Raw genomic sequence first — 24,475 nt, 5'->3', positions numbered from 1 at the left:
TCGGTGGTCAGTAGACCGGTTCGGTGACCTGCCACTCGACGCACGTCGGCCGGGAACCGGTCCGCTGGAACTCCAGGAGGGCGTCCCGGACCTGGTCGAGCCGGATCGCGGCGTTCCGGGGGAACTCCGTCTTGTTGTCCTTGTCGACGTAGAGGGTCGGTACGGCTGCCGGGGGTTCAGCACCCCGAGTCACCCAGTAGCCGATCTCGTCAGTGGTGCTCTCGGGGTCCGGGCCGACGAAGTGCAACGCGCCGAACCCGTGCCGCGCGTCCAGCTTGAACATCCGGTCCGGGATCTCGAGGACCCCGAACTTCGGCAGCTCCCTCGCGGCGATCTGTGCCGGGTGCGGTTGCGGGTGGTTCGCGACGTGGGTCAGGACTTCGTCCAACTCCGCCGCGGTGGCGACGGCGACGGGCTCGTCGGCGCGGTTGTCGCCGTGGTAGTACCAGAATTCGAGCGTGTAACTCACCGCACGTCCTTTCCGCGGAACTCCCGCGACCGTACTGGGTCGTGCACGGTCAACGTCTGCCCCGGCCCGAGCACGTGGGGGAGCAGCCGGGAGCAGGACAGGACTCCGTTGCAGAGTTCGTTGTTGACCACCAGTTCGACGCGGTTCATGCCGCTCTGCCGCATCCGCCAGGCGACCTTCACCTCGACGTGCTTGGACGCCTCCACGCTCGCACCAGGGCGTCCGATGCCGAGATCGACCAGGTGGTCGTTGATGCGGTCGTGCTCCCCATCCGGTTCACGCCCGCTCTGCACCAGGTCGGTGCGGCCGTCAGAGGACCGGTAGACGCCGCTCGTCCGGTACCAGGGCAACCCGGCTCGCGTGCCCGCAACCCACGACTGCACGGCTGCCGGCGAGGCCGGTTCAGGACGGCTGTGGACCTCGAACCGGGCTCGGATTCGCGCGAGTCCCTCCAGAGCTGCTCGCAGCTCGCGAACTCGTTCGGCGACACCGTCCTGGACGGCTTGGAAGGACGCGATGACAGCGGCGGCATCGTCTTCGGCCGTGGTTCCGGCCAGCGCGGCCAGCAACTGAGACCGGCATTCGTCGACGAGGGCGGACGCCCGCGACAACGTGCTGATCGCGGCTTCGCTCTTCTGCACGGCCTGGGTGAGAAGTGCGGCGACTTCACCGAACGTGCTCGGCACGCCGCCACCTCCCGCCGCGCGGGTCAGGGCCGCGAGTCACCGCCCCAGTTCAGCACCCCAGTGCGGGCGCGGCACGCCCCCGGAAACCCATACCGCGCCAATCCTGCAAAACCGTTCCCCACACCGAAAACGGCTCAAAGCATGATCGTCGGCGTCACCACGGTCCGCCCCGGTTCCCCGTGCGAGTTCACCAGGTGCACGAGGATCTGCGTGGTCCCGGCCGGAACGTCCGGCAGCACGAACCGCCCGCCGTCGTCGGCACGGGTGCACGACGACTTGTGGTCGGCGACGCGCACCTCGACCGTGTGTTCGCCGGCCGGGACGAGCCAGCCGTCGATGCGGTGGCGGGAGCCGGTCGACGTGAAGTTCACCATCAGCGTCAGGTTGTCGACGGTGAACGTGATGGTGCCGGTCTGGCCGCCGCGCACGCCCGCGAAGGAGCCTGCGCGTTCCCAGCGGGCCACCTCCACGTCGAGGTCCTCCAAAGCGATCGCGAACTTCACGCGGTCGACGAGGTCTGCGGGAGGTGGATCGAGTTCGTCGACCAGCCTGTTCAGCTCGGAGAGGACTGCGGTGTCCTCAAGGCCCCTGCGGTCGTCGCGCGGGTCGATCTCGTTCACCGCGATCCTCCTTCCGTTTCCAGGTAGTTGCGCAGCAGGTTCAGGCACCGTCCCCTGGTCGGACCGATGCTGCCGTGGGGCATGGCGAGTGCTTCGGCGACTGCTCGGTACTCGGCGCGACCCGCGAGCACGGTGAGCCGGAGCAGTTCCTGGCACTTGGTGGTGAGCCGGCCGAACGCGAGCCACAGCCTGCGGTCGCGGTCGTCCATCAACGTCACGTCCTCTGGCAGGCCGGTGTCGGACTCCAGCTGTTCGGCGTACTCGTCGGACAGGTGGGTCTCGCGCTTGTTCGGCGTCCAGGTGCGGCGTGCTTCACGCCTGGTCGTCACGACCAGGTAGCCGACCAGGGCGCGCGGTTCCTTGATGGTGTCGATCTTGCGGAGGAAGGCGAGCCACACCGTTTGCACGACGTCCTCCGCCGCGGCGCGGTCGAGGCCTTGGCCGCGGGCGACGTGCCACACCAGCGGGGTCAGCTCGGCCACGAGGACGTCGAGTGCGTTGCGGTTGCCTTCGCGTGCGGCGGCGACGCAGACCGCATGCCGTTCGGTGCCTTCCAGCCCGTCCCACGGCGTTCGGTCATCCGCCGTGTGCAGCTCGTCCACGCAGCACCTCCGATCGGCCGCCACGTCAGCGCCGTTCGCCAGGTCAGGAGGCGTCGACTGGGCGGTAGATACAAAATTCACTCAATTGGAGCAGTCTCGCCCATCGTCCGCCCTCATCTTCCCCTGGGTGCACCAGCGGCCCGTGATTCCCCCTCCGCATCACGGGCCGCCCTGGTGGGAGCCGCGCCGGCCGGCACCCCTCGAACCGGCTGACGCTCGCTCCACGTCCTGTCGCTCACTGAACAAGAGCGGCGAACCAGGACCCAGATACGCACTCCGACGCGGGGATGCGAGAAATCGCTCCCGGATTTCCGAAAGCACATCGACTTGCGCACTATGGTCTAGACCATGCCGATTCTCGAAGTCATCGCACTCGACGCAAGGGACGCCGTTGCTGCTCAGGAGGGCGGCGCGCACCGCCTGGAGCTGGTCGCCGACATGGCCGCGGACGGGCTCACGCCGTCGGTCGCCACCTTCACGGAGGTGCGGAAGGCGTGCGACCTGCCCATCAGGGTGATGCTGCGCGACCGGAACGGGTTCGCGCCCGGCGACCTGAGGCAGCTGCGCCGGACCGCCGCCGAGCTGCGGGAGGCGGGTGCGACCGAGTTCGTCCTCGGGTTCCTCGACGCGGAGGGTGAGATCGACGAGGGCGTCACGCTCAACCTCGCCGCCGAGCTGGAGGGCTGCGCGTGGACGTTCCACCGCGCGCTCGACAACTCGAACGACGTGCGCAAGGGCTGGCAGACCGTCGCCGGACTCGGCTGCGACACCGTGCTCGCCGCCGGTCACCGCAAGGGTGTCGAAGCGGGCAGGGAGGTCCTGAAAGAGCTGGTCAACGCCCAGCCGCCCACGCTGCTGGTCGGCGGCGGCCTCCAGCCCCACCACGTCGGGGAGCTCCTCGAAGCGGGCATCACCGCGTTCCACGTCGGCAGTGCCGTGCGGCCGGGCGGGTGGGACGAACCGGTCGACCCGGCATCAGTTCGGCAATGGATCAACCGTCTGGTCTAGACCCTTAGCGCGGACCGTTCTAGTCTCACGTTGCTTCCTGTGAAATGGCTGTTGCACTATATGCAATGCGGAGGGCGCGATGAGGCTGAAGGCACTCGTGGCCGTGCTGGGCGTGGGCGCGGTGGTCGCCTGCGCTCCGGTGCAGTCCGGACCGGCGAACACGGCGGGGGACGAGAAGACCGGGCAGCTGCGGGTGTGGCTGTTCGACGAGGTCAACCGCGGGCCCAAGGAGGCGGTGGTCAAGGAGGCCGTCACCGAGTTCCAGGGCAAGCACAGCGGCGTGACCGTCGACGTGCAGTACATCCAGGTGTCCAGCCGGGCGGAACGGTTCAAGGCCGCCTTCAGCGACCCCAAGAGCGCGCCGGACGTGGCGGAGTTCGGCAACACCGACCTCGCCGGCTACGTCTCCGCGGGCGGCTTCTCCGAGCTGGACCTCAGCGCGTGGAGCGAGTCCAAGGACCTGGTGCCGACGATCCTCGACACCGCCAAGGTCGACGGCAAGACCTACGGCGTGCCGTGGTTCGTCGGCGTCCGCGCGCTCTACTACCGCACGGACGTCTTCTCCGAGCTCGGCCTCAAGCCGCCGGCGACGCTCGACGAGATCGCGACCACGGCCCGTGAGATCCGGCAGCGCAAGCCCGAGCTGATCGGCATCTCCGCCGGCGGCAAGTACCTGTTCGCCGCCCTGCCGTTCATCTGGGCCAGCGGCGGCGAGATCGCCAAGTCCGACGGCGGCAAGTTCACCGCCGCCGTCGACAGCGCGGAGGCCAGGGCCGGTGTCGCGAAGTACACCGAGCTGATCAAGGACGACATCTGCCCGCCGGCCACCTGCGCGGGCAACGGCGGTGACGCGAGCGTCGAGGCGTTCCGCGCGGGCAAGGCGGCCATGACCATCGGCGGCGACTTCAACCGCAAGTCGGTCGACGCCTCCAGCGCGGCCGGCAAGTACGCCGTCGTGCCGCTGCCCGGCAAGACCGCGGGCTCGATCGCGCCCGCGTTCGCCGGCGGCAACCTGCTCGGCGTCATGAAGGGCACCCAGCGCAAGACGCTCGCGACCGAGTTCACGCAGCTGCTCGCGTCGAAGGAGTACCAGCAGAAGATGTACGCGGCGATGGGCAACCTGCCGACGTTCACCGACGTGCAGAAGCAGGTCGCGGACTCGGACAAGTTCCTGGAGCCGTTCACCAAGACCCTGCAGGCCGGCACGAAGTTCGTCCCCGTCACCCCGGCGTGGGCGAAGATCGAGGCGCAGACCGTGCTGCCGACGATGATCCAGGAGGTCGTCACCGGCGCGAAGAACGTCGACACGGCCACCGCCGACGCCGCCAAGACGATGAACGCGGCCTTCACGTCGTGAGCATGACCGCCAAGGGCCAGGGGAGGACCGCGTTCGCCTACCTGGCCCCAGCGCTGCTGGTGCTGGGCGGCCTGCTGGCCTACCCGATCTACCAGCTCGTGCTCATCTCGCTCTTCGACTACGGCCAGGAGCAGGTGAGCGGTGGTGCGCCGCTGGAGTTCCTGGGCCTCGGGAACTACCAGAGGCTGCTGGGCGACCAGCAGTTCTGGACCGTGCTCGGGCAGACCGTCGCCTTCGCGGCGGTCTGCGTGGTCGGCACCCTGCTCGTGGGCGCCTTCCTCGCGATCCTGGCCACGCGGGTCAGGACGTGGGTCCGCATGACGTTGTTCCTGGCGGCGCTCGGCGCGTGGTCCACACCCGCCGTCGCCGGCTCGACGATCTGGCTGTTCCTGTTCGACGCGAACTTCGGGTTCGTCAACGAGGTCCTCGGCATCCAGGGCTTCTCCTGGACGTTCGACAGGTGGACCGCGTTCGGGCTCGTCGCCGCCCAGGTGATCTGGTGCTCGTTCCCGTTCGTCATGGTCACGCTCTACGCGGGCATCAAGGCGATCCCCGGTGAGGTGCTGGAGGCCGCGGCGCTCGACGGCGCCTCGGCGTTCCGCACGGCGTGGAGCGTCATCCTGCCGCTGCTGCGGCCGATCATCCTCGTGGTGACGATCCAGTCGATCATCTGGGACTTCAAGATCTTCACGCAGATCTACGTGATGACCAACGGCGGCGGCATCGCCGGGCGCAACCTCGTGCTCAACGTCTACGCCTACCAGCAGGCGTTCGCGGCGTCGGAGTACGGGCTGGGCGCGGCCATCGGCGTCGTGACGACCGTGCTGCTGCTGGTGGTCACGCTGTTCTACCTGCGCGCACTGCGCCGTTCCGGGGAGGCCCTGTGAAGCGCTGGCTGACCGAGGGCTTCGTCCTCGTCATCGCCGCAGTCGTGGCGTTCCCGCTGTTCTGGATGGTGCTGAGCGCGTTCAAGCCGGAGGACGAGATCATCTCGGCCGACCCGGTGCCGTGGACGACGCGGCCGACGCTCGACAGCTTCACGCGGGCGCTCACGGTCGCGAACTTCGGGCGCTACTTCGTGAACAGCATCGTCGTGGCGCTGATCGTGGTGGCGCTGAGCATCCTGATCTCGTTCCTCGCGGCGACCGCGCTGACCCGCTTCCGGTTCCGCAGCCGCACCACGCTGCTGATCATGCTGCTGGTCGTGCAGATGGTGCCGGTCGAGGCGCTGACCGTGCCGCTGTTCTTCCTGATGCGGTCGGTCGGCGACACCGTGCCGGTGTTCGGCCTGAACCACCTGGGCTCGCTCGTGCTGGTGCACCTGGCGTTCAGCCTGCCGTTCGCGATCTGGATGCTGCGCGGCTTCGTCGCCGCGGTGCCGGTGGAGCTGGAGGAGGCCGCCACCCTGGACGGCGCCTCGCGGTTCCGGTTCCTCTGGCAGGTGCTGTTCCCGCTCGTCGCACCCGGACTGGTGGCGACGTCCGTGCTGTCGTTCATCCACGCCTGGAACGACTTCCTGTTCGCCAAGACGTTCATCATCTCCGCTGTGGAGAACCAGACCCTGCCACTGGCTCTCCAGGTCTTCGTCAAACCCGACCAGAACGATTGGGGCGCGATCATGGCGGGCTCCACCCTGATGACCATCCCTGTGCTCGTCTTCTTCATCTTCGTCCAGCGCCGGCTCGTGTCCGGTCTCGCCGGGGCGGTGAAGGGATGAACCTGCTGCCACGTCCGGTGTCCTATGTGGATGGCGGAAGACTCGTCGACTACAAGGGCTGGGAGACCGTGCTCGTCGACGGTCCGCCCGGCGGCTACCGGTTGCTCTCCTCCGACGACGGCGTGCTGATCGAGGCGCACGACGCGGCGGGCGAGATGAACGCGCTGCAGACGTTGCGGCAGCTGCTCGGCCCCGGCGCGTTCCGCGCGGCGGGCGACAAGCCGCGGGTCATCCCGGCCTGCGAGGTCGTCGACTTCCCGCGGTTCGCGTGGCGGGGCGTCATGCTCGACGTCGCCCGGCACTTCCTGCCCAAGCGGGAGGTGCTGCGGTGGGTCGAGCTGCTGTCCGTGCACAAGCTCAACGTCCTGCACCTGCACCTCACCGACGACCAGGGCTGGCGCTTCGAGGTGAAGGCCTTCCCGAAGCTCACCGAGGTCGGCTCGTGGCGGGAGGACTCGCGGTTCGGCGACCGGCGCTCGGGCGGGCTGACAGGCCGTCCGCACGGCGGTTTCTACACCCAGGACGACCTGCGCGAGATCGTCGCGTACGCGGCGGCCCGGCACGTCACGGTGGTCCCGGAGATCGACATCCCCGGCCACTCGCAGGCGGCGATCGCGGCCTACCCGGAGCTCGGCGTGCACGGCGGTGGCGTGTGGACCGACTGGGGCATCAACGAACGCGTGCTCAACACCGAGGAGTCCACAGCGGACTTCTACCGGGTGGTCTTCGACGAGCTGATGGACGTGTTCCCCGCGGAGGTCATCGGGCTCGGCGGCGACGAGGCACCCGGCCACGACGGCGAGCTGGTCCGCGAGATCGCGCGGCACCTGGTGCGCAGCGGGCGGCGGCCCTACGGCTGGGACGAGGTCCTCGACTCCGCTCCGCTGCCGGCGGGCACGGTCGTGGCGTCCTGGCGCGGCGTCGAAGGCGGTGTCACGGCGGCCCGCGAGGGCCACGACGTGGTGATGTGCCCCGAGGAGTTCGTCTACCTCGACTACCGGCAGTCCGGCTCGGACGACGAGCCCATCCCGGTGGGCACGGTGACGACGCTGGAGGACGTCTACGCGTGGGAGCCGGTCCCGGCCGAGCTCACCGGTGACGAACCGGGGCGCGTGCTGGGGGCGCAGGCGAACATCTGGACCGAGCACCTCGACTCGGCCCGGCGCGTGGACTACGCGGCGTTCCCGCGCCTGGCGGCGTTCGCCGAGGTCGTGTGGTCACCGGCGGAGAAGGACCCGGAGTTCGTGCGGCGGCTGCGCGAGCACCACCTGCCGCGGCTCGACGCCCTGGGGGTGGAGTACCGGCCCCTCAACGGTCCCCACCCCTGGCAACGGCTACCCGGCGTTCCCGGTTTTCCACGGTGATCACATCGCGGCGTCTTCCTCGGGCATGAGGATCCACGCGGCGACGTAGAGGACGGCGCCGGTGCCGAAGCCGAGCAGCGTGGCGGCGACCAGGACGATCCGCAGCAGCGCGGCGTCCACGCCGATCATCTTGGCCACGCCGCCGCAGACACCGGCGACCATCTTGTCGCTCCGGCTGCGCCGGAGCTTCTTGACCTTCGTCGTCGCTTCGTCGAGCACGTTGTTGTTCATGGCTCAAGAATCGTCGGTTCCGGGCGGTCGCACATCGGTGACCACCCGGAACCCGACCCTGAGTCGTACTCTGGGGGTCATGGACTCCCCGGAGGCGGTACGCCGTGCGTGATGTCCTGTTCGAGCTGGCCGACCGGGTCGCGAACGGCGAGACCGTCGGTGTCGGGACGGTGGTCGCGACGTTCAGCTCGGCACCCCGGCCGGCCGGTGCGGCGATGCTCGTGACCGGGGACGGCCAGGCGATCGGCAGCGTGTCCGGCGGGTGCGTCGAAGGGGCCGTCTACGACCTCGCGCAGACGACCGGCGAGCCGGTGCTGCAGCGCTACGGCGTCAGCGACGACGACGCGTTCGCCGTCGGCCTGACGTGCGGCGGGATCATCGACGTCTACGTCGAGAAGATCAACGCGGAGACGTTCCCGCAGCTCGGCGAGGTCGTGGACACCGTTCGCGCCGGGGAACCCGTGGCCGTCGCGACCGTCGTCGAGCACCCGGACCGCATCGGGCAGCGGATGGTCATCTGGCCCGATCGCCGCTCGGGCACGCTCGGGTCGTCCCGCGCCGACGACGCCGTCACGGACGACGCGCGCGGCATGCTCGCGAGCGGGCGGTCCGGCGTGCTCCGGTACGGCCCGGACGGCCAACGCCGCGGCGAGGGCATGAGCGTGTTCGTGAACTCGTTCGAGCCGCCGCCGCGGATGCTGGTGTTCGGTGCCATCGACTTCGCCGCCGCCATGGCGAGGCTCGGCGCGTTCCTCGGCTACCGGGTGACCGTGTGCGACGCACGGCCCGTGTTCGCGACCCGCACCCGTTTCCCCGAGGCCGACGAGGTCGTCGTCGCGTGGCCGCACAGGTACCTGCGGGCCGAGGCGCCCAAGCTCGACGAGCGGACGGTGATCGCCGTCCTCACGCACGACCCGAAGTTCGACGTGCCGCTGCTGGAGGTCGCGTTGCGGCTCAAGGTCGGCTACGTCGGCGCGATGGGTTCCCGCCGCACGCACGAAGACCGCCTGCGGCGGTTGCGGGAGGCGGGGCTGACCGAGGGCGAGCTCGGCGCGCTGGCTTCGCCGATCGGCCTGGACCTGGGCGCCAGGACACCGGAGGAGACCGCGGTGTCGATCGCCGCCGAGGTCATCGCCCTGCGGTGGAGGGGAACCGGCCGCCGGCTCGTGGACCTCGGTGCACCGATCCACCACTGAACGGCCCGGCGATCGCCGAGGTCAGCGGCGAACTCGCCGGCCAGTTCGCGGAACACCTGGCGAGCGCGGCGGCTTCCGGGGATGCTGACGAGGTGGCGCAACAGCAGCATCTCCGAGTGGTTCCCGACGAGCCGATCGACCTGATCGACACGGCAGGCGTTCCGGCGTTGAAGCGCGTGCTCCCCGTCGCGGCCGGTGTACTGGCCGTCGTGCTGTTACTGGCCCTGCGACGCAGGCGGCAGCGCTGAAGCGTGCTCACCGGTGGCCGGCCCTCGTGCTGGCCGCCGGTGTCGCGCTGTCCGGGTGCACCGGCTCACCGGTCGTGCTCACCTCGGTCCCGGTGCCACCGTCGTCCCCCTCGCCGGTCCCACCGCCGGCCCGCTCGTTCACCCTCACCGCCGGCGGCGACGTGCTGGTCCACCCGGCGCTGACCGACCAGGCGGTCGCCGACGGCGGTGCCGCGGGCCGCGACTTCCTGCCGTTGTTCTCCGGCATCCGCGACACGCTCAAGGCCGACCTGTCGCTGTGCCACCTGGAGGTGCCGCTGGGCAAGAAGGAGGGCCCGTTCTTCGGCTACCCGTCCTTCCTCGCCCCGCCGGAGGTCGCGAAGGGCCTGGTCGACGTGGGCTACGACGCGTGCTCGACCGCCTCGAACCACACCCTCGACCGCGGCGTCTCCGCGATCACGACCACCCTGGACGCGATGGACGCGGTGGGGCTCAAGCACACCGGCTCGTACCGCACGCAGCAGGAGTCGGCCACACCCCTGATCCTCGACGCGAACGGCGTGAAGGTCGCCCAGCTGTCGTTCACCTACGGCTTCAACGGCATCCCGCTGCCCCAGCCGTGGCGCGCGAACCAGATCGACGCCGACAAGATCCTCGCCGACGCGCGGGCCGCCCGCGCCGCCGGAGCCGAGGTCGTCGTGCTGTCCGTGCAGTGGGGCAACGAGTACCAGCACGCCGTCACCGCCGAGCAGAAGGCACTGGCCCGCCGGCTGCTGGCCGACCCGGCACTCGACCTGATCATCGGCACGCACGTGCACGTCGTGCAGCCGTTCGAGAAGATCGGCACCAAGTGGGTCGCCTACGGCCTGGGCAACGAGGTCGCCCGGCACGCGGAACCCCGCGGCGTCACCGAGGAGGGCGTGGTCGCCCGCTTCCGCTTCGAGCAGGGCCCGGCCGGCTGGTCCGTCACCGAGGCCTCCTACACCCCGACCCTGGTGGAGCTCGGCCCGCCGATCCGGCTGGTGGACCTGACGCGGGTGCCCGCGACGGAACGGCGGACGCAGGCGGTCAGCCGCACCGAGGAGGTCGTGTTCAGCCTCGGCGCCAACCAGCACGGGCTGGTCAGAGGGAAGCCCTGACCCGTTCGAACCGCTCGGTCCAGCGCCGGTCCACGACCTCGAACTCGCCGATCCGGTCCGGCACCGGCGCCTTCGCCGGCACGCGCAGGTAGCCGTTCTCCGGCTTCAGCGACTCGCTCGTCACATCGCCCTGGAACAGCTCCACCGTGGCGAGCCCGCACGCGTGGTCGAGCTCGGGCAGTGCCGCGGCCAGCGCGATCCCCGCGGCCATGCCGACCGACGTCTCCAGCGCCGACGACACCACGCACGGCAGCCCGCACGCCTCGGCGATCTCCAGCGCCCTGCGGACGCCGCCGAGCGGCGCCACCTTGATCACCGCGATGTCCGCGGCGCCCGCGACGGCCACCTTGAGCGGGTCCTCTGCCTTGCGGATCGACTCGTCGGCGGCGATCGGGACGGTCGTCCTCCTGCGCACCTCGGCCAGCTCGTCGAGCGTGCGGCACGGCTGCTCCACGTACTGCAGACCGCCGGCCGCGCGGTCCATCGCCTTGATCGCCCTGACCGCCGTGTCGACGTCCCAGAGCATGTTCGCGTCGACCCGGACGTGGCCCTGCGGCCCCAGCGCGTCCCGGACCGCCTCAAGCCGCGCGCAGTCCTCTTCGAGCATGCTCTCGGCGACCTTCACCTTGGCCGTCGCGCACCCCGACCTCGTCACGATCTCGTGCGCCCGCTCCGGACCGACGACGGGCACGGTGCAGTTGACCGGCACCTTGTCCCTGAGCGGCCGCGGCCACCCCTCGTACGCCGCCTCCAGCGCGCACCGCAGCCACGGCGCCGCCTCCTCGTCGTCGTACTCCTCGAACGGGCAGAACTCACCCCACCCCGCCGGCCCCTCGACCAGCACGCCGGTGCGGGTGGTGATGCCGCGGAACCGGACGTTCATCGGGATCGAATAGACGTGCACCGCCCGATTCAACCGCACCGGCGCCCCTCCAGCGAATGCCCTCCGCCGCGCAGGTGCACCGTCCCCACCGCCTGCACGGCGAGCAACGTGCACACGATCTGCCTGACCGCGTTCCGGCTCAGCAACGACACGTCCGTCGACACCGTGACGTCCAGCCCGCTCTCCACCCGGTCGACCGTCGCGGGCGCCGCGTCGAACGGCACCTCCGTGCTCAGCCCGCGCTGCTGCTCGTCGCCGCTGGGCCCCTGCGCGAGCAACGCCACGACGTCGCGGCCGGTGAGGCTGCCCTGGTCGCGGGCGACGGGCACGACCTGGCCGGCCGCGACCCAGTAGACGAACGGGGAGGGGTTCTCGACGGGACCGCTCGGGGCCTGCAGGCCCGGGATGACGCCGGTGGGGCGGATGCCGCAGGAGGCGAGGACCGCGACCGCGAGCACGGCCAGGATCGTCGGCGCGAGCTTGCGCAGGCGTCCCCTCGCAGGGGACCCCCGTTTTCCATTCTTCCAGCCGGCACCGACAGTTTTCGGGCTCACACCGGACTCCCAGCCGGCGGCTCCCCGGCTCACGCCGGATTCTCGGCTGGCGGCTCCCCGGCTCACACCGCACTCCCGACCGGCAACGGCTCCCCGCCTCACACCGCACCCCCGACCGGCAACGGCTCCCCGGCCGGCACCGCACCCCCGACGGGCAGCCGCAGCGTGAACACCGCACCCCCACCGGGCCGGTTCGCCGCCGTCAGCGTGCCACCGTGCAACCGCGCGTTCTCCCATGCAATCGCGAGCCCCAGCCCGCTGCCCTCCGACCGCCCCCGAGCCGAGTCGGCCTTGTAGAACCGCGCGAACACGTGCGGCAGCACCTCCTCCGCCAGTCCGGGCCCGGAGTCCGCCACCTCGATCACCAGCCACGACCCGTCGACCGCCAGCCGCACGGTGACGGGCGGGGCGCCGTGCCGCACCGCGTTGCCCACCAGGTTCGCCACGACCACGTCCAGCCGCCGCGGGTCGAGCCGGGCGCGCACCCCGTCGGGCAGGGTGGCGGTCACCTCGAAGCCGCGCAGCCGCAGCGTCGCCCGTACGACCTCGGCCACGTCCACGTCGTCGAGTGCCAGCGCGGCGGTGCCCGAGTCGAAGCGGGTGACCTCGATCAGGTCGTTCACCAGCCGCGTCAGGTTTTGCGTCTCCCGGTTCACCAAGCGCGCCGCCTGCCCGGCCACGCCCGGCAGTGCCGCGGTCTCCGCGTCCAGCACGTCCGTCACCGCCGTCATCGCGGCCAGCGGCGTCCGCAGCTCGTGCGACACGTCGGCCACGAACCGGCGGGCGTCGGCCTCCATCCGCCGCAGCTCGCCGACGTGGTGCTCCAGGGAGGCGGCGGTGCTGTTGAACGTCGAGGCCACGTCCGTCAGCTCGTCCCTGCCGCGGACCGGCACCCGTGCCGACAGGTCGCCCTGGCCGAGCCGGAACGCCGCCATCCGCAGCGCCCGCACCGGCCGCAGCACGCCCTGCGCGGCCAGCAGGCCCAGTGCCAGCGCCAGCACGAGGCCCGCGCCGCCGATCAGCCACGCGTTGCGGGCCAGCTCGTCGATCACCTCGGCCTCGCTGGTGAACGGGCGCAGCGCGTAGACCTCGATGCCGGACTCGCCACCACCGGACACCCGCAGCTGCATCCCGATGACCAGCCACACCCGGCCCGCGTGCGACACGCGCTGCCAGCCGACGTAGCCGAACGACACGTGCCTGCGCAGCTCCGGCGTGATCACCGAGGGGTTCATCGAGCCCGCCGTGACGCCGTGCGCCGTGGCCAGCGCGTCGCCCTCCCGGCCGGACACGCGGGCCGCGATGCGCTCCAGGACCAGCGCGTCCACCGGGCGGGCGGGCAGCGGGTAGAGCTGCTCGACCCGGTTCGTGGTCTCGGTGACGGCCCGGTCCTGCGCGCGTTGCACGATCGCGTCGCGGGCCCGCACGTACCCGGCGCCCGCGACCGCCACTGCGGTGAAGACGCTGATGAACGCGAACGAGAGCAACAACCGCAGGCGCAGCGTCACAGCGGTCCGAACCGGTACCCGAAGCCGCGCACGGTCTGCACGTACACCGGTGCCGCCGGGTCGTCCTCGACCTTCGAGCGCAACCGCTGCACGCACGCGTCGACCAGCCGCGAGTCACCGAGGTAGCCCTGGTCCCACACGCTCTCCAGCAGCTGCTGCCGCGACATCACCCGGCCCGGCGCCGCCGACAGCTCCAGCAGCAGCCGCAGCTCCGTCGGCGCCAGCGCCACGGGCCGGCCGAGCCGGGTGACCACGAGGCCGTCGCGGTCGATCGTCAGGTCGCCGTACCGCTCGGTCTGCACGCTGGGCTGGCTGACCGCGAACCGCCGCAGCACCGCCCTGATCCGCGCCTCCAGCACGCGGGCCTGCGCCGGCTTGGCCACGTAGTCGTCCGCGCCCGCCTCCAGGCCCGCGACCACGTCGATGTCGTCGTTGCGGGCGGTCAGCATGATGATCGGCAGGTCGCCCGCGGCCCGGATGCGGCGGCACACCTCGAACCCGTCCACGCCCGGCAGCATCAGGTCGAGCACGACCACGTCCGGGTTGTCGCCCCTGGCCAGGAGGTCGAGGCCCTCCTCGCCGGTGCGCACCGCCGTCACCGCGTGGCCCTGGTAGGTCAGGGCCAGCGACAGTCCTTCCCGGACCGCCTCGTCGTCCTCGATCAGCAGTACGCGCGGCATGTCCTCCAGCCTTCCGGACGGGTCTCATGAGGACGTCCGTGCGACGTCATCGTTGCGCAACGACCGCACGGGCGCAGCGGGCGCAGTGGGCGCCGATCAGTCCAGTGCGGCGGTGTGGCGCAGCTGTTCGGGGGTCGGGTCGGCCCGCAGCACGGCGAGCGCCGCCGCGAACCGGTCGAAGCGCCGGTCCAGGTCGGCGAGCTCGCGGGTCGGTTCCGCGACCAGCGCGGCCCGGCCCGGCTTCGCGGGTGCCAGTGCGAGCGCGGCGCGGACCGGCACCGAGCGGCGCAGTGCCACCAGCAGCGTCCACAGCCGCCGCTCGACCAGCGCCACCCGCACCGGGTCACCGGTCACGGCGAGGAAGTCGGTGCGGGCGGCGGTGGCGCGGCGGAGCTGTTCGGGGCACGTGAAGTCGGTGGACCGGACGACCTGGGCCTCGGGTGCGGCGGCGGCGAGCGACCGCTCCGACCGGAACCGGCCGCGGGGCGGGGGTGCGGCCGGGTTCCACATCCACCAGGTCGTCATCCGACCAGGTCGTCCGCGTCGACGATCTTGTACGCGTACCCCTGCTCGGCCAGGAACCGCTGCCGGTGCGCCGCGTACTCGGTGTCGAGGGTGTCCCGCGCGACCACCGAGTAGAAGTGCGCCTGCCGTCCGTCGCCCTTGGGCCGCAGCAGCCGGCCGAGGCGCTGGGCCTCCTCCTGGCGCGACCCGAAGGTGCCGCTGACCTGCACCGCCACCGATGCCTCCGGCAGGTCGATGGAGAAGTTGGCGACCTTGGACACGACCAGCGTGCGCAGCTCGCCCCTGCGGAACCGGTCGAACAGCTCCTCGCGCTCCTTGTTCTTCGTCGACCCCTTGATCACCGGCGCGTCGAGCTCCTCGCCCAGCTCGTCGAGCTGGTCCAGGTAGGCGCCGATCACCAGGGCGGGCTCGCCGGGGTGCCGCTCCAGCACCCGCCGGACCACCGGGATCTTCGTCCGCGCCGTCGAGCAGAGTTTGTACCGCTCCTCCGGCTCGGCCGTCGCGTACAGCAGCCGCTCGTTGTCCGTGAGCGTCACCCGCACCTCGGTGCACTCCGCGGGGGCGATCCAGCCCTGCGCCTCGATGTCGCGCCACGGCACGTCGTACCGCTTCGGCCCGATCAGCGAGAAGACGTCGCCCTCCTGCCCGTCCTCCCGGACGAGGGTGGCGGTGAGCCCGAGCCTGCGCCGCGACTGCAGGTCCGCGGTCATCCGGAACACCGGTGCCGGCAGCAGGTGCACCTCGTCGTAGACGATCAGGCCCCAGTCCCGCGAGTCGAACAGCTCCAGGTGCTTGTACTCGCCCTTCGACCTGCGCGTGATCACCTGGTAGGTCGCGATGGTGACCGGCCGGATCTCCTTGCGCTCACCGGAGTACTCGCCGATCTCCTCCTCGGTGAGGCTCGTGCGCGCGATCAGCTCCCGCTTCCACTGCCGCCCAGCCACGGTGTTCGTGACCAGGATCAGCGTGGTGGCCTGCGCCTCGGCCATCGCCGCCGCGCCGACCAGCGTCTTGCCCGCGCCGCACGGCAGCACCACGACCCCGGAGCCACCGGCCCAGAACGCCTGCGCCGCGAGCCGCTGGTAGTCGCGCAGCTTCCACCCGTCCTCGGCGAGTTCGATCGGGTGCGCCTCCCCGTCGACGTAGCCCGCCTGGTCCTCGGCCGGCCAGCCGACCTTGAGCAGCAGCTGCTTGAGCCGGCCGCGCTCGCTGGGGTGCACGATCACGGTGTCGTCGTCGATGCGCGCCCCGAACATCGGCGCGACCTTCTTGTTCCGCAGCACCTCTTCGAGCACCGCGCGGTCGGTGGTGGCGAGCACCAGCCCGTGCGCCGGGCTGTTGCTCAGCACGAGCCGCCCGAAGCGCCCCATCGTGTCCACCACGTCCACCAGCAGCGGCTGCGGCACCGGGTACCGGCTGAACCGCACGAGCGCGTCCACCACCTGCTCCGCGTCGTGCCCGGCCGCGCGGGCGTTCCACAACGCCAGCGGCGTCACGCGGTACGTGTGCACGTGCTCCGGCGCCCGCTCCAGCTCGGCGAACGGCGCGATGGCCGTTCGCGCCTCATCGGCCAGCGGGTGGTCTACCTCAAGCAGCAGCGTCTTGTCCGACTGCACGATCAGGGGGCCATCGGTCACCTGCCCAGTCTCCCTGACGGTGCCAAATGCGCTGCTGTCGCCATCACGGCGGACGCGGGAGCGGGCAACTGTGAGCCGACACACCGAGCCAACACCCCGTGTCGTACGTTCTCGCGCATGAGCACCGAGTCGACTGATCCCGTCGAGCCCACCGCGCAGCCACCCGCGGCCGAGGCGGAGTCCGACGAGTCGCCCAAGGGCAAGAACAGCTGGCTGAAGTTCGTCATCGTCGGTGTGCTGGCGGTGGTGCTGGTCGGCGGTGGCGTGTTCGTGTTCACGCAGATGGGCGGCCTGAACGCAGGCGACTGCGTGAGCGCGTCGCCGCAGGACGTGGACAAGCCGGACGGCGAGTGGAACGTCAGCTCCCAGGGCTGCGGTGACCAGGAGGCCACGCACAAGGTGGCGAAGGTGCTGGGCAACGCGGACGACCCGTGCCCGGACGAGGGCATCTACGAGCCGGTCAAGTCGGGCGGGGACTCGCTGTGCCTCATGCCGAACCTGGCCGAGGGCAACTGCTACACCTCCAGCGACGACGGCGCCTTCAAGAAGGAGGCGTGCACCGTCGAGTCGCCGGTGAAGATCGTGAAGAAGGTCGACGGGCTGCCCGAGGAGGGCACGGTGTGCCCGGAGGGCTCCAGCGAGCTGCGGTTCAGCGAGCCCGCGTCGGTCTACTGCATGGGTGTGCACGAGAACGCCTGATCCGGTGATCAGCCGGCTCGGGCGGCTGCCGATACCCAGGCCATGAAGAAGGTCGGCCTGGGTGTCGCTGCCGTCGTCCTGCTCGCGTTCGGCGGCCTGCTGGTCGTCGACCAGCTCCAGTCCGGCCCGAGCGCGCACGTCGGCGACTGCGCGCGGATCTCCGGCGGTCAGGACGACCCGGTCTACCAGGCGCTGGCGTGCGACGAGGGCGGCGCGACCGTCAAGATCGCCAAGATCCTGCCGCGCGACGACGACAGCTGCCCGTCCGGCGGCATGGACTACTCGACGTTCACGGGCGAGTCGACCTTCTGCCTGATGCCCAACTTCCACGAGGGCGCCTGCTACGGGCAGGACCGCGAGACCGGCATCGCCCAGGTCGACTGCGCCACCAGGGACTCGGTCCGGGTCGTCAAGGTGCTCACCGGCAGGACCGACCGCTCTGCCTGCGGGGATGCGCGCGCGGCGGTGTTCCCGGAGCCCGCCACGACGTTCTGCCTCGAACGCGGCGACAAGCAGCCGTAACGTTTTCGCAAAGCGCCAGCGGTGTCCGCTTCCGCCTGGCAGCCTCTGCTCCGGCCTTGTCGGGGGGCACGGGCCGCCCGAGGTTGAGCGGAAGCGAGAGAACAGCACATGAGCACGGAGCAGGTTGCGCCCATCGCAGGGCCGCAGCCCGAGGCGAAGAAGCCGAGCGTTCTGAAGAAGATCCTCGGTTACGTCGTCGGTCTGGTCGTCGCGGCCGTCGCGATCTACGCGTTCAACTACTTCACGAACGACGACGCGCAGGCGAAGGTGGGGGACTGCGCCCACATCACCGGCACGACGAACAACCCGGACTACAAGGCGGTCGACTGCGCGTCCGCCGAGTCCAACTACGTCGTCGGCCAGGTGTCCGGGGTCTGCAAGGGCGACTACGTCGAGTACAGCCACTCGCAGCGCCGCGGCCCCAAGACCAAGCTGTGCCTGGCGCCGGTGCTCGTCGAGGGCACCTGCTACGCCGACGACGGCGACAACGTGAACCCCAAGGTCGTCGGGTGCGCGGAGACCGCCACGTTCAAGGTCACCAAGGCGGTCAAGGACGCCGCCGCACCGGAGTGCGCGGAGGGGGAGAAGGCCTACGCCTTCCCCGAGGCCAAGCTGAACTACTGCATCGGCACGCCCGCGTAGCAGCAGGCCGGACCACGGGGAGACCGGAGTCGCGACCGCGCGGCTCCGGTTTCCCTTTTGCGCGCCCCCGTCGGAGAGGAACCCAGTGACGACGCCCCACCACCCGCAGCAGCCGGGCCCGTACGGCCCGCCTCCCGGCGGCCAGCCCCCGCAGCCCTACGGCCAGCAGCCGTACGGGCAGCAGCAGCCCCATGGTCAGCAGCCCTACGGCCAGCCCGTCCACGGTCAGCAGCCGCAGCCCTTCGGCACCCCGCCGGGCCAGCCTGGCTACGGAGCCGGCCCCTACGCGCAGCCCGGCCCGTACGGCCCGCCACCCGGCCAGATGCCTCCCGGCATGCCCGGCCAGCCGATGCCGTACGCCCCGCCGCCCAAGCCCGGCGGTGCCGCGGGCAAGGTCATCGGCGCCGTGTTCGTGGTGCTCGTGCTGGTCGGCGGGTTCATGGTGCTGCGCGGCGTGTTCGGCAGCAGCGAGCCGTCGGCCAAGCCGGGCGACTGCGCGAACATGACCGGCACGACCATCAGCCCGAACTACAAGAAGGTCGACTGCGGGTCGCCCGAGGCGAACTACATCATCGCCAAGGCCTCGAAGGACACCTCCGACGCGTGCCCGAGCAAGGAGTACGCGTCCTACCACCAGTCCGGCCGGCGCAAGGAGACGCTGAAGCTGTGCCTGGTGGAGAAGCTCGAAGAGGGCCGGTGCTACGAGGACCCGATGGCGGGCATCAGCCTCGCGGGTCCGAAGGCGATCGACTGCTCCAAGGGGCAGAACAGGTACTCGACCCAGAAGTCCTACAAGGTCGACAAGGTGGTCAGGCAGGCCTCCGCGGACTGCGGCGAGAGCACGCCCGTGTCCTACGCCGAGCCGGCGCCGGGCCTGACCTACTGCCTGAGCGCACTCGCGGAGAGGTGACCGAACGACGAAGGGCGGGTCACCGGGGGTGACCCGCCCTCCGCCGCTGGGAGAAGCGCTAGTTGATCGTGCCCGGTGGCAGCAGCTGCTGCACGTCCAGACGACCGGACAGCACGTCCTCGGTGTCCATCATGTCCGCCACCCGCTGGAGCCGGACGGGGTTCAGCGACAGCGGGAACGTGCCCACCGACACGAGCGCCGCGGTCGGCGCGTCCACGTCGGCGTAGGTGGTCAGCGAGTCCTGCACGGCCAGCTTGTTGGCCTGCGCGCGCTGCTGCGCCTCGCGGAGCACCTCGCGGAACGCCTTGAGCGTCTTCGGGTTCGCCTCGGCGAACTTCTTGGTGGACGCGTACCCGGACATCGGGAAGTCCAGTGTCGGGCCGCGCGCGGTGTCGGTGAGGATCTTCGCGCCGATGTTGCGCTGCGCCTTCGTGATGAACGGCTCGATCATGAACGCCGCGTCGACCTTGCCCGACTTCAGCGCCTCCTCCATCGCGCCGAAGGGCATCGGGCGGAACTGGATCTTGCCCCGCTCGACCGCGGCGGTGCCGAGCACGGCCTTCGTGGTCAGCGAGCCGATGTCGGTCTCGCTGTTCACCGCGATGATCGGCGACGGCCGCTTGCCGGGGTCGTCGTAGTCCGAGTTGGCGGGCGTGACCAGCGCCATCGAGTTCGGGCCCGCCTGGTAGGCCTCGCCCTGCAGCTGCAGCTCGCGGTTCTTCTCCGTGGTCGAGGCGACGGCCGAGAAGAAGCTGACGTGCGTCGCCCACGTGAGGTCGAGCGTCGTGTCGAGCTGGCCGATGGCCTCGGACTCGTTGGTCTGCGGGACCAGCGTGACCTGCAGGCCGTACTTCTCGAACAGCTTGTCGGTCAGCGCGATCCGCAGCGGGGCCACGTCGACCACCTGCGCGACGCCGATGCGCAGCGCGGTGCGTTCCAGGTCCGCGCCACTGCCGCTCGACGAACTTCCGAAGAGGCTGCAGCTCGCGGTCAGAACGCATGTCATGAGCACTGCGACAAGCCGCAGAGCGTTGGCTCGGGTAGCCATGGCACCTCTCGCCGGTTGGCCTTGAGTAGCATCAAGTTGATCAGTGAGTGTCGCCACAGGCCGGCCGTCCGCAGTCCCAACAGGGCGTTCGGACGGTCATGAGGCATGCCGACAACCGGGGATGTTAACCACCTGAACGTATGAAACGACACCCCGTCTCGACACGGTGAGTGCTTCTGGAGACTTCCCCCGAGCGGGGGCTGACCATTACGCTCCCGGCCGGGTGGCACAGGTCGTGTAGACCGGGGTGTCTGTGGACGGGGTAGGGCGCCTCAGCGGGCGAACGACCTCTGTGCTGCAATTCCGCCCGTTTGACGAGTCCATGCTCGGTCCTGGGGAGAGACCGGGACACTGCTGCTGGAAGAGGAAGCCCAGAGTGGCCCGACGTGAGAGAGGTCCCAGCCAGTTTGGCGTGGGTGACACCACACGCTCCGAAAGGCCCGAATCGGGTGACGGACTGGCTGCACAGGGTGACGGCCTGCTGACTGCGACACCCGCCGTGGTGAAGCGGGACGTCGGAACCGGCCCCGGACCTGCCCGATCCGCGGGCTGGCGCCTGCGCAACTGGCGGCTGCGCACGAAGCTGCTCGCCGTCCTGCTCATCCCGACGATCTGTGCACTCGCCCTGGGTGGCTTGCGCGTCCGCACAGACCTCCAGGACGCGACGGAGTTCAACAACCTCGCGAACCAGATCCGCCTCGAGACGGCGGTCGCCGACCTGGTGCAGCAGCTCCAGCGCGAGCGCGACCTCTCGGTCAGCTACGTCGCCTCGAACAGGAAGCTCGACCGGGTCGTCCTGGACCGCCAGCTCCGCAGGGTGAACGACACCAGCCAGACGTTCAACAACCGGATCTCGGAGCTCGGCTCCGACATGAACCCGGCCGCCGTCGAGCGCTTCCAGGTCGCCTTCAAGCAGCTCGACCGCCTCAACAGCCTCCGCAACTCGGTGCGGGAGACGCTCTACCCCGCCGAAGCCGTCCAGCGGACGTACTCGGAGTCCATCGAGACGCTGATCAGCCTCGGTGAGCAGACGATCTCCGAGATCAACGACCCCGAGCTGGTGCGCCTGCACCTGACGACGAACGCCATCGCGCGCATCAAGGAGCAGGAGTCGCTCAAGCGGGCCATCCTCCTCGACGTCTTCCAGCGCAAGGCGTTCACGCCGTCCCAGCTGCGCTCCCTGCAGGCCGCGGACGCCGAGCTCGAAGCCGCCCGCAACGACTTCCGCAAGGCGGCGACGCCGGAGCAGGCCAAGATCTACGACGACACCGTCACCGGCCTGATCGTCGACACCGCGAACGACATGCAGGAATCGGCCATCAACCAGCAGGCCGGCACCAAGGACTTCACGACGCTGACGTCGGAGAAGTGGGACATCGCCGCCACGCTGACGGTCAACCTGACCCGCGACGTCGAGAACCTGCTCCTCGAACAGCTGCAGGACCGGACCGACGAGCTCACGGGCGCCGCACGCACCCGTGCCTACGTCGAGTCCGGCGTCGTGCTGGCGGTCCTCGCGCTCGCACTGCTGATGGCGTTGTTCGTCGCCCGCTCGATCCTCAGCCCGCTGCGCACGCTGCGCCGCACCGCCCTCGACGTCGCCGACCACGGGCTCCCCGACGCGGTCGAGCGCATCCTCGCCGACCCGAACCCGGAGAACGCGGCGAAGACCGCCGTCGAGCCGGTGCCGGTGCACACCCGTGAAGAGGTCGGCCAGGTGGCGCGCGCGTTCGACGCGGTGCACGGTGAAGCGGTGCGGCTGGCCGCCCAGCAGGCCCTCCTGCGCGACAACGTCAACGCGATGTTCGTCAACCTCTCCCGCCGCTCTCAGGCCCTGGTCGAGCGCCAGCTGAACCTGATCGACCGGCTGGAGCAGGACGAGCAGGACCCCGACCAGCTGGCTTCGCTGTTCGAGCTCGACCACCTCGCCACCCGCATGCGGCGCAACTCGGAGAACCTGCTGGTCCTCTCGGGCACCGACCTCTCGCGGCGGCTCACCCGCCCGGTCCCCGCGGCCGAGGTGCTCGGTGCGGCGGTCTCCGAGGTCGAGCAGTACGCCCGCGTGCAGGTCGGCCAGACCCCGGACCTCACGGTCCAGGGCCGCGCGGTCAACGACCTCGTGCACCTCATCGCCGAGCTGCTGGACAACGCCACGGCGTTCTCCGACCCGGTCACCAAGGTCACCGTCCGCACGGCGAAGACCCGCAAGGGCGAGCTGGCGATCGAGATCCAGGACCGCGGCGTCGGCATGGGCGACCAGGAGATCATCGACGCGAACGAGCGCCTGGCGGACCCGCCGGACGTCGACGTCGCCGTCTCCCGCCGGATGGGCCTGTACGTGGTCGCGCGGCTCGCCAAGCGCCACGACATCAAGGTCCGCCTGCGCGGCAACGAGGACATCGAGGGCGGCACGACCGCGCTCGTGATCGTGCCGGAGACGCTCATCGCGACGCCGGGCCAGCCGATGCCCGCCGCCCCGCCGTCGGGCTCCGGTGGCCTCGCTTCCGCGTTCGGCATGCAGCCGCAGGCGGAGCTCACCACCGAGTTCGGCGGCACGGCCCACACCGGGCCGACCGACTTCGGCCACACCCCGGCCCCCGCCTCGACGACCACGGCCAGCAGGGCCAGCGGCATCGCGGGTGCGTTCGGCGGTGCCACCGGGGCCGTGCCGCGCATCGATGACTCGAGCCCGAGCATCCCGGTCAGCTTCGTGCCCAGCTCGCTCACCGACACCGGTGCGGGCGCCACGGCGGTGCCGGTCTACCAGGACCCGCCCCCCGCGGAGGACGTCACGCCGTCGGAGCGCTGGCGCCGCGACCAGCTCGCCGCGGTGGAGCCGGAGGGCTCGTTCGGCGAGCCGACGCTCTTCACGGCCTACGAGGACCGCGACGAGGAAGACGGCGAGATCTCCTTCGAGCCGGGCTACGAGACGACGCAGTTCGTCCCGATCCCGCCGGTGGACGAGCCGCCGTCGACCAACGGCGTCTCCCGCGCCCCCGTCGAGCCCGAGCTCGCGCACCGCAACGGCACCTCGGAGCCGTCGCGCAGGGCGATCGAGCACGACCTGGACGCCCCGACCGAGCGGCTGCCGATCTACGAGGCGGTCCTCTCGCAGTGGTTCCAGGCCATCGGCAGCGAGACGTCGGCGTCCACCGCCCAGCCGGTTCCGCCCGCGGCGGCCGGCGGGCCCGCGGCACCCGCGGGCAAGGTCGAGGCGAAGCTCAACGGCTCCAGCGCCGGCGGCGTCGAGTACATCGACGAGCCGCCGACGACCCCGCCTCTCTCGGACGGACCGGAACCGGAGCTCCCGACCCGTACCCGCAAGCCCGTCCCGGCGGTGGCACCCACCACCACGTCGGCAGCCGGTCTGCCCGTGCGCAAACCGCGCGCGAAGGTGCAGCCGCCGGTCGAGGAAGCAGTAGTCGCCCCCGCCGAGCAGGAGCGAGTTGTGGAACCGGAGCCCGTTGTGGAGGAGACTCCAGCGGCGGTACCCACTTCCGAGTCGGCTTGGCAGTCGCCTGCCGACGAGGGATGGCAGGCGGCTCAGGCGTTGTTGAACAAGACGCCGGAGTCGAAGACAGCGGCAGGATTGCCGAAACGGACACCGAAGGCTCAGCTCGTGCCAGGATCTGCGGCACCCACGCCGCAGGCCGTGTCACAGACAGCGCAGCGCCCGCCGCTGCCGCCCCGTTCCGCCGATGCGGTGCGCGGGCGCATGTCGAGCCTGCAAAGTGGTGTCCGGCGAGGCCGGCACGCATTGATCGAGGCATACGCTGGTGACCAGTCGAGCCGGCAGAACGAGGAGCAGGAGTGACGACCGCAGCGCAGCCAGGCAGCTTTGGTTGGCTTATCACCGACTTCGTGCGGAGGGTGCCCGGCGTGGCACATTCCGTCGTGGTGTCCGCGGACGGGCTGTTGCTCGCGGGGTCCCAGGGGCTGCCCCGGGACCGTGCAGAGCAGCTCTCCGCCGTCGCGTCCGGGCTGGTCAGCCTCACACAGGGTGCTGCCCGCTGCTTCGAGGCAGGCGGGGTCAACCAGACCGTCGTCGAGATGGAGCGGGGATACCTGTTCCTCATGTCGATCAGTGACGGCTCGTGCCTTGCCGTCCTGGCGGCACCCAACTGCGACATCGGCCTCGTGGCCTACGAGATGACGCTTTTGGTCGAGAGAGTCGGTCAACAACTCACCCCGGAGCTGCGCGCGCAGCTCCAGGGTGTGGTCCGCCGCTAGACCTCACTGGTAGTACAGGGG

At 70.7% G+C, this 24,475-nt stretch carries 26 protein-coding genes; 14 read left to right on the top strand and 12 right to left on the bottom strand.

The window, feature by feature from the left end; translation table 11 throughout:
- Positions 1-7 precede the first annotated feature (7 nt).
- The 4 genes from ACZ7CF_RS11955 to ACZ7CF_RS11940 form a co-directional block, all read right to left on the bottom strand.
- Positions 8-469, bottom strand: coding sequence for an Imm1 family immunity protein (locus ACZ7CF_RS11955; RefSeq protein WP_360385452.1), 462 nt, complete (start codon positions 467-469; stop codon positions 8-10).
- Positions 466-1,155: a DddA-like double-stranded DNA deaminase toxin gene (locus ACZ7CF_RS11950; protein ID WP_360385454.1), complete on the bottom strand. Its 690-nt coding sequence runs from the start codon at positions 1,153-1,155 to the stop codon at positions 466-468. The genes ACZ7CF_RS11955 and ACZ7CF_RS11950 overlap by 4 nt, the downstream gene beginning before the upstream one ends.
- A 134-nt stretch (positions 1,156-1,289) precedes the next feature.
- Positions 1,290-1,766, bottom strand: a complete 477-nt coding sequence (locus ACZ7CF_RS11945) for a carboxypeptidase regulatory-like domain-containing protein (RefSeq protein WP_458434261.1) — start codon at positions 1,764-1,766, stop codon at positions 1,290-1,292.
- A 5-nt stretch (positions 1,767-1,771) separates the two neighbouring features.
- The gene (locus tag ACZ7CF_RS11940) at positions 1,772-2,377 is read right to left on the bottom strand and encodes an RNA polymerase sigma factor (protein WP_470369561.1); all 606 of its coding nucleotides are present in this window, start codon (positions 2,375-2,377) and stop codon (positions 1,772-1,774) included.
- Positions 2,378-2,725: 348 nt separating this feature from the next.
- Between ACZ7CF_RS11940 and ACZ7CF_RS11935 the strand changes: the two genes are divergently transcribed.
- The 5 genes from ACZ7CF_RS11935 to ACZ7CF_RS11915 all read left to right on the top strand — a co-directional run bounded on the left by ACZ7CF_RS11935 (position 2,726) and on the right by ACZ7CF_RS11915 (position 7,823).
- Complete coding sequence (locus ACZ7CF_RS11935) at positions 2,726-3,385, top strand: copper homeostasis protein CutC (RefSeq protein ID WP_470369560.1); 660 nt, start codon at positions 2,726-2,728, stop codon at positions 3,383-3,385.
- A 79-nt stretch (positions 3,386-3,464) separates the two neighbouring features.
- A complete protein-coding gene (locus ACZ7CF_RS11930; protein ID WP_458429568.1) occupies positions 3,465-4,742 on the top strand; it encodes an extracellular solute-binding protein in 1,278 nt (425 codons plus the stop codon).
- 2 nt (positions 4,743-4,744) lie between these two features.
- On the top strand, positions 4,745-5,629 hold the full coding sequence (locus tag ACZ7CF_RS11925; RefSeq protein WP_360385464.1) for a carbohydrate ABC transporter permease: 885 nt from the start codon (positions 4,745-4,747) through the stop codon (positions 5,627-5,629).
- A complete protein-coding gene (locus tag ACZ7CF_RS11920) occupies positions 5,626-6,459 on the top strand; it encodes a carbohydrate ABC transporter permease (protein ID WP_360385466.1) in 834 nt (277 codons plus the stop codon). The genes ACZ7CF_RS11925 and ACZ7CF_RS11920 overlap by 4 nt, the downstream gene beginning before the upstream one ends.
- Positions 6,456-7,823 carry a beta-N-acetylhexosaminidase gene (locus ACZ7CF_RS11915; protein ID WP_360385468.1) on the top strand — a complete coding sequence of 456 codons (1,368 nt, stop codon included), beginning with the start codon at positions 6,456-6,458 and terminating at the stop codon, positions 7,821-7,823. The genes ACZ7CF_RS11920 and ACZ7CF_RS11915 overlap by 4 nt, the downstream gene beginning before the upstream one ends.
- Here the strand turns inward: ACZ7CF_RS11915 and ACZ7CF_RS11910 are convergent, their stop codons facing one another.
- Positions 7,824-8,054 (bottom strand): PspC domain-containing protein, encoded by a 231-nt coding sequence (locus ACZ7CF_RS11910; RefSeq protein WP_360385470.1) that lies wholly within the window; start codon positions 8,052-8,054, stop codon positions 7,824-7,826.
- Positions 8,055-8,158: 104 nt separating this feature from the next.
- On the opposite strand from ACZ7CF_RS11910, the gene ACZ7CF_RS11905 reads away from it, so the two are divergent.
- The 3 genes from ACZ7CF_RS11905 to ACZ7CF_RS11895 all read left to right on the top strand — a co-directional run bounded on the left by ACZ7CF_RS11905 (position 8,159) and on the right by ACZ7CF_RS11895 (position 10,616).
- Positions 8,159-9,250 (top strand): XdhC family protein, encoded by a 1,092-nt coding sequence (locus ACZ7CF_RS11905; protein ID WP_360385472.1) that lies wholly within the window; start codon positions 8,159-8,161, stop codon positions 9,248-9,250.
- Between the two features lie 116 nt (positions 9,251-9,366).
- Complete coding sequence (locus ACZ7CF_RS11900) at positions 9,367-9,498, top strand: hypothetical protein (RefSeq protein ID WP_360385474.1); 132 nt, start codon at positions 9,367-9,369, stop codon at positions 9,496-9,498.
- A gap of 26 nt (positions 9,499-9,524) precedes the next feature.
- Complete coding sequence (locus tag ACZ7CF_RS11895) at positions 9,525-10,616, top strand: CapA family protein (protein WP_470369559.1); 1,092 nt, start codon at positions 9,525-9,527, stop codon at positions 10,614-10,616.
- Here the strand turns inward: ACZ7CF_RS11895 and ACZ7CF_RS11890 are convergent.
- The 6 genes from ACZ7CF_RS11890 to ACZ7CF_RS11865 form a co-directional block, all read right to left on the bottom strand.
- A complete protein-coding gene (locus ACZ7CF_RS11890; RefSeq protein ID WP_470369558.1) occupies positions 10,600-11,520 on the bottom strand; it encodes an o-succinylbenzoate synthase in 921 nt (306 codons plus the stop codon). The two genes, ACZ7CF_RS11895 and ACZ7CF_RS11890, sit on opposite strands and share 17 nt — an antisense overlap.
- Before the next feature lie 8 nt (positions 11,521-11,528).
- Positions 11,529-12,053, bottom strand: coding sequence for a GerMN domain-containing protein (locus ACZ7CF_RS11885; RefSeq protein ID WP_470369557.1), 525 nt, complete (start codon positions 12,051-12,053; stop codon positions 11,529-11,531).
- 98 nt (positions 12,054-12,151) lie between these two features.
- Complete coding sequence (locus ACZ7CF_RS11880) at positions 12,152-13,561, bottom strand: ATP-binding protein (RefSeq protein WP_470369556.1); 1,410 nt, start codon at positions 13,559-13,561, stop codon at positions 12,152-12,154.
- Complete coding sequence (locus ACZ7CF_RS11875; RefSeq protein WP_360385488.1) at positions 13,558-14,241, bottom strand: response regulator transcription factor; 684 nt, start codon at positions 14,239-14,241, stop codon at positions 13,558-13,560. Before ACZ7CF_RS11875 ends, ACZ7CF_RS11880 begins: the two co-directional genes overlap by 4 nt.
- Before the next feature lie 96 nt (positions 14,242-14,337).
- A complete protein-coding gene (locus ACZ7CF_RS11870; protein ID WP_360385490.1) occupies positions 14,338-14,766 on the bottom strand; it encodes a hypothetical protein in 429 nt (142 codons plus the stop codon).
- Complete coding sequence (locus tag ACZ7CF_RS11865; protein ID WP_360385492.1) at positions 14,763-16,403, bottom strand: DNA repair helicase XPB; 1,641 nt, start codon at positions 16,401-16,403, stop codon at positions 14,763-14,765. The genes ACZ7CF_RS11870 and ACZ7CF_RS11865 overlap by 4 nt, the downstream gene beginning before the upstream one ends.
- A gap of 117 nt (positions 16,404-16,520) precedes the next feature.
- Here ACZ7CF_RS11865 and ACZ7CF_RS11860 point away from each other — a divergent pair, with 117 nt between their 5' ends.
- From ACZ7CF_RS11860 to ACZ7CF_RS11845, 4 genes are all read left to right on the top strand, one after another.
- Entirely contained in the window at positions 16,521-17,102 is a 582-nt protein-coding gene (locus tag ACZ7CF_RS11860) for an LppU/SCO3897 family protein (RefSeq protein WP_458429561.1), read from the top strand.
- Positions 17,103-17,144: 42 nt separating this feature from the next.
- The gene (locus tag ACZ7CF_RS11855; protein WP_360385496.1) at positions 17,145-17,624 is read left to right on the top strand and encodes an LppU/SCO3897 family protein; all 480 of its coding nucleotides are present in this window, start codon (positions 17,145-17,147) and stop codon (positions 17,622-17,624) included.
- Between the two features lie 108 nt (positions 17,625-17,732).
- Positions 17,733-18,266: an LppU/SCO3897 family protein gene (locus ACZ7CF_RS11850; RefSeq protein ID WP_360385498.1), complete on the top strand. Its 534-nt coding sequence runs from the start codon at positions 17,733-17,735 to the stop codon at positions 18,264-18,266.
- Positions 18,267-18,351: 85 nt separating this feature from the next.
- The gene (locus ACZ7CF_RS11845; protein WP_470369555.1) at positions 18,352-19,176 is read left to right on the top strand and encodes an LppU/SCO3897 family protein; all 825 of its coding nucleotides are present in this window, start codon (positions 18,352-18,354) and stop codon (positions 19,174-19,176) included.
- Positions 19,177-19,234: 58 nt separating this feature from the next.
- On the opposite strand, the gene ACZ7CF_RS11840 is transcribed toward ACZ7CF_RS11845, so the two are convergent.
- A complete protein-coding gene (locus tag ACZ7CF_RS11840; protein WP_360385502.1) occupies positions 19,235-20,182 on the bottom strand; it encodes an ABC transporter substrate-binding protein in 948 nt (315 codons plus the stop codon).
- Between the two features lie 544 nt (positions 20,183-20,726).
- Between ACZ7CF_RS11840 and ACZ7CF_RS11835 the strand changes: the two genes are divergently transcribed.
- Both ACZ7CF_RS11835 and ACZ7CF_RS11830 read left to right on the top strand, forming a co-directional pair.
- Positions 20,727-24,038 carry a sensor histidine kinase gene (locus ACZ7CF_RS11835; protein ID WP_470369554.1) on the top strand — a complete coding sequence of 1,104 codons (3,312 nt, stop codon included), beginning with the start codon at positions 20,727-20,729 and terminating at the stop codon, positions 24,036-24,038.
- Positions 24,035-24,454 carry a roadblock/LC7 domain-containing protein gene (locus tag ACZ7CF_RS11830; protein ID WP_030470879.1) on the top strand — a complete coding sequence of 140 codons (420 nt, stop codon included), beginning with the start codon at positions 24,035-24,037 and terminating at the stop codon, positions 24,452-24,454. Before ACZ7CF_RS11835 ends, ACZ7CF_RS11830 begins: the two co-directional genes overlap by 4 nt.
- Positions 24,455-24,475: the final 21 nt, after the last annotated feature.

It is taken from the genome of Lentzea sp. NPDC036955, assembly GCF_055608005.1.
The sequence above is the reverse complement of the archived record's forward strand: the minus strand, read 5'-3'. Positions and strand labels throughout refer to the sequence as shown.

Coding starts and splice junctions, on each gene's coding strand:
- ACZ7CF_RS11930 (WP_458429568.1), top strand. CDS start 3,465: ATGAGGCTGAAGGCACTCGTGGCCGTGCTGGGCGTGGGCGCGGTGGTC.
- ACZ7CF_RS11860 (WP_458429561.1), top strand. CDS start 16,521: ATGAGCACCGAGTCGACTGATCCCGTCGAGCCCACCGCGCAGCCACCC.
- ACZ7CF_RS11870 (WP_360385490.1), bottom strand. CDS start 14,766: ATGACGACCTGGTGGATGTGGAACCCGGCCGCACCCCCGCCCCGCGGC.
- ACZ7CF_RS11925 (WP_360385464.1), top strand. CDS start 4,745: ATGACCGCCAAGGGCCAGGGGAGGACCGCGTTCGCCTACCTGGCCCCA.
- ACZ7CF_RS11855 (WP_360385496.1), top strand. CDS start 17,145: ATGAAGAAGGTCGGCCTGGGTGTCGCTGCCGTCGTCCTGCTCGCGTTC.
- ACZ7CF_RS11875 (WP_360385488.1), bottom strand. CDS start 14,241: ATGCCGCGCGTACTGCTGATCGAGGACGACGAGGCGGTCCGGGAAGGA.
- ACZ7CF_RS11910 (WP_360385470.1), bottom strand. CDS start 8,054: ATGAACAACAACGTGCTCGACGAAGCGACGACGAAGGTCAAGAAGCTC.
- ACZ7CF_RS11935 (WP_470369560.1), top strand. CDS start 2,726: ATGCCGATTCTCGAAGTCATCGCACTCGACGCAAGGGACGCCGTTGCT.
- ACZ7CF_RS11840 (WP_360385502.1), bottom strand. CDS start 20,182: ATGACATGCGTTCTGACCGCGAGCTGCAGCCTCTTCGGAAGTTCGTCG.
- ACZ7CF_RS11850 (WP_360385498.1), top strand. CDS start 17,733: ATGAGCACGGAGCAGGTTGCGCCCATCGCAGGGCCGCAGCCCGAGGCG.
- ACZ7CF_RS11915 (WP_360385468.1), top strand. CDS start 6,456: ATGAACCTGCTGCCACGTCCGGTGTCCTATGTGGATGGCGGAAGACTC.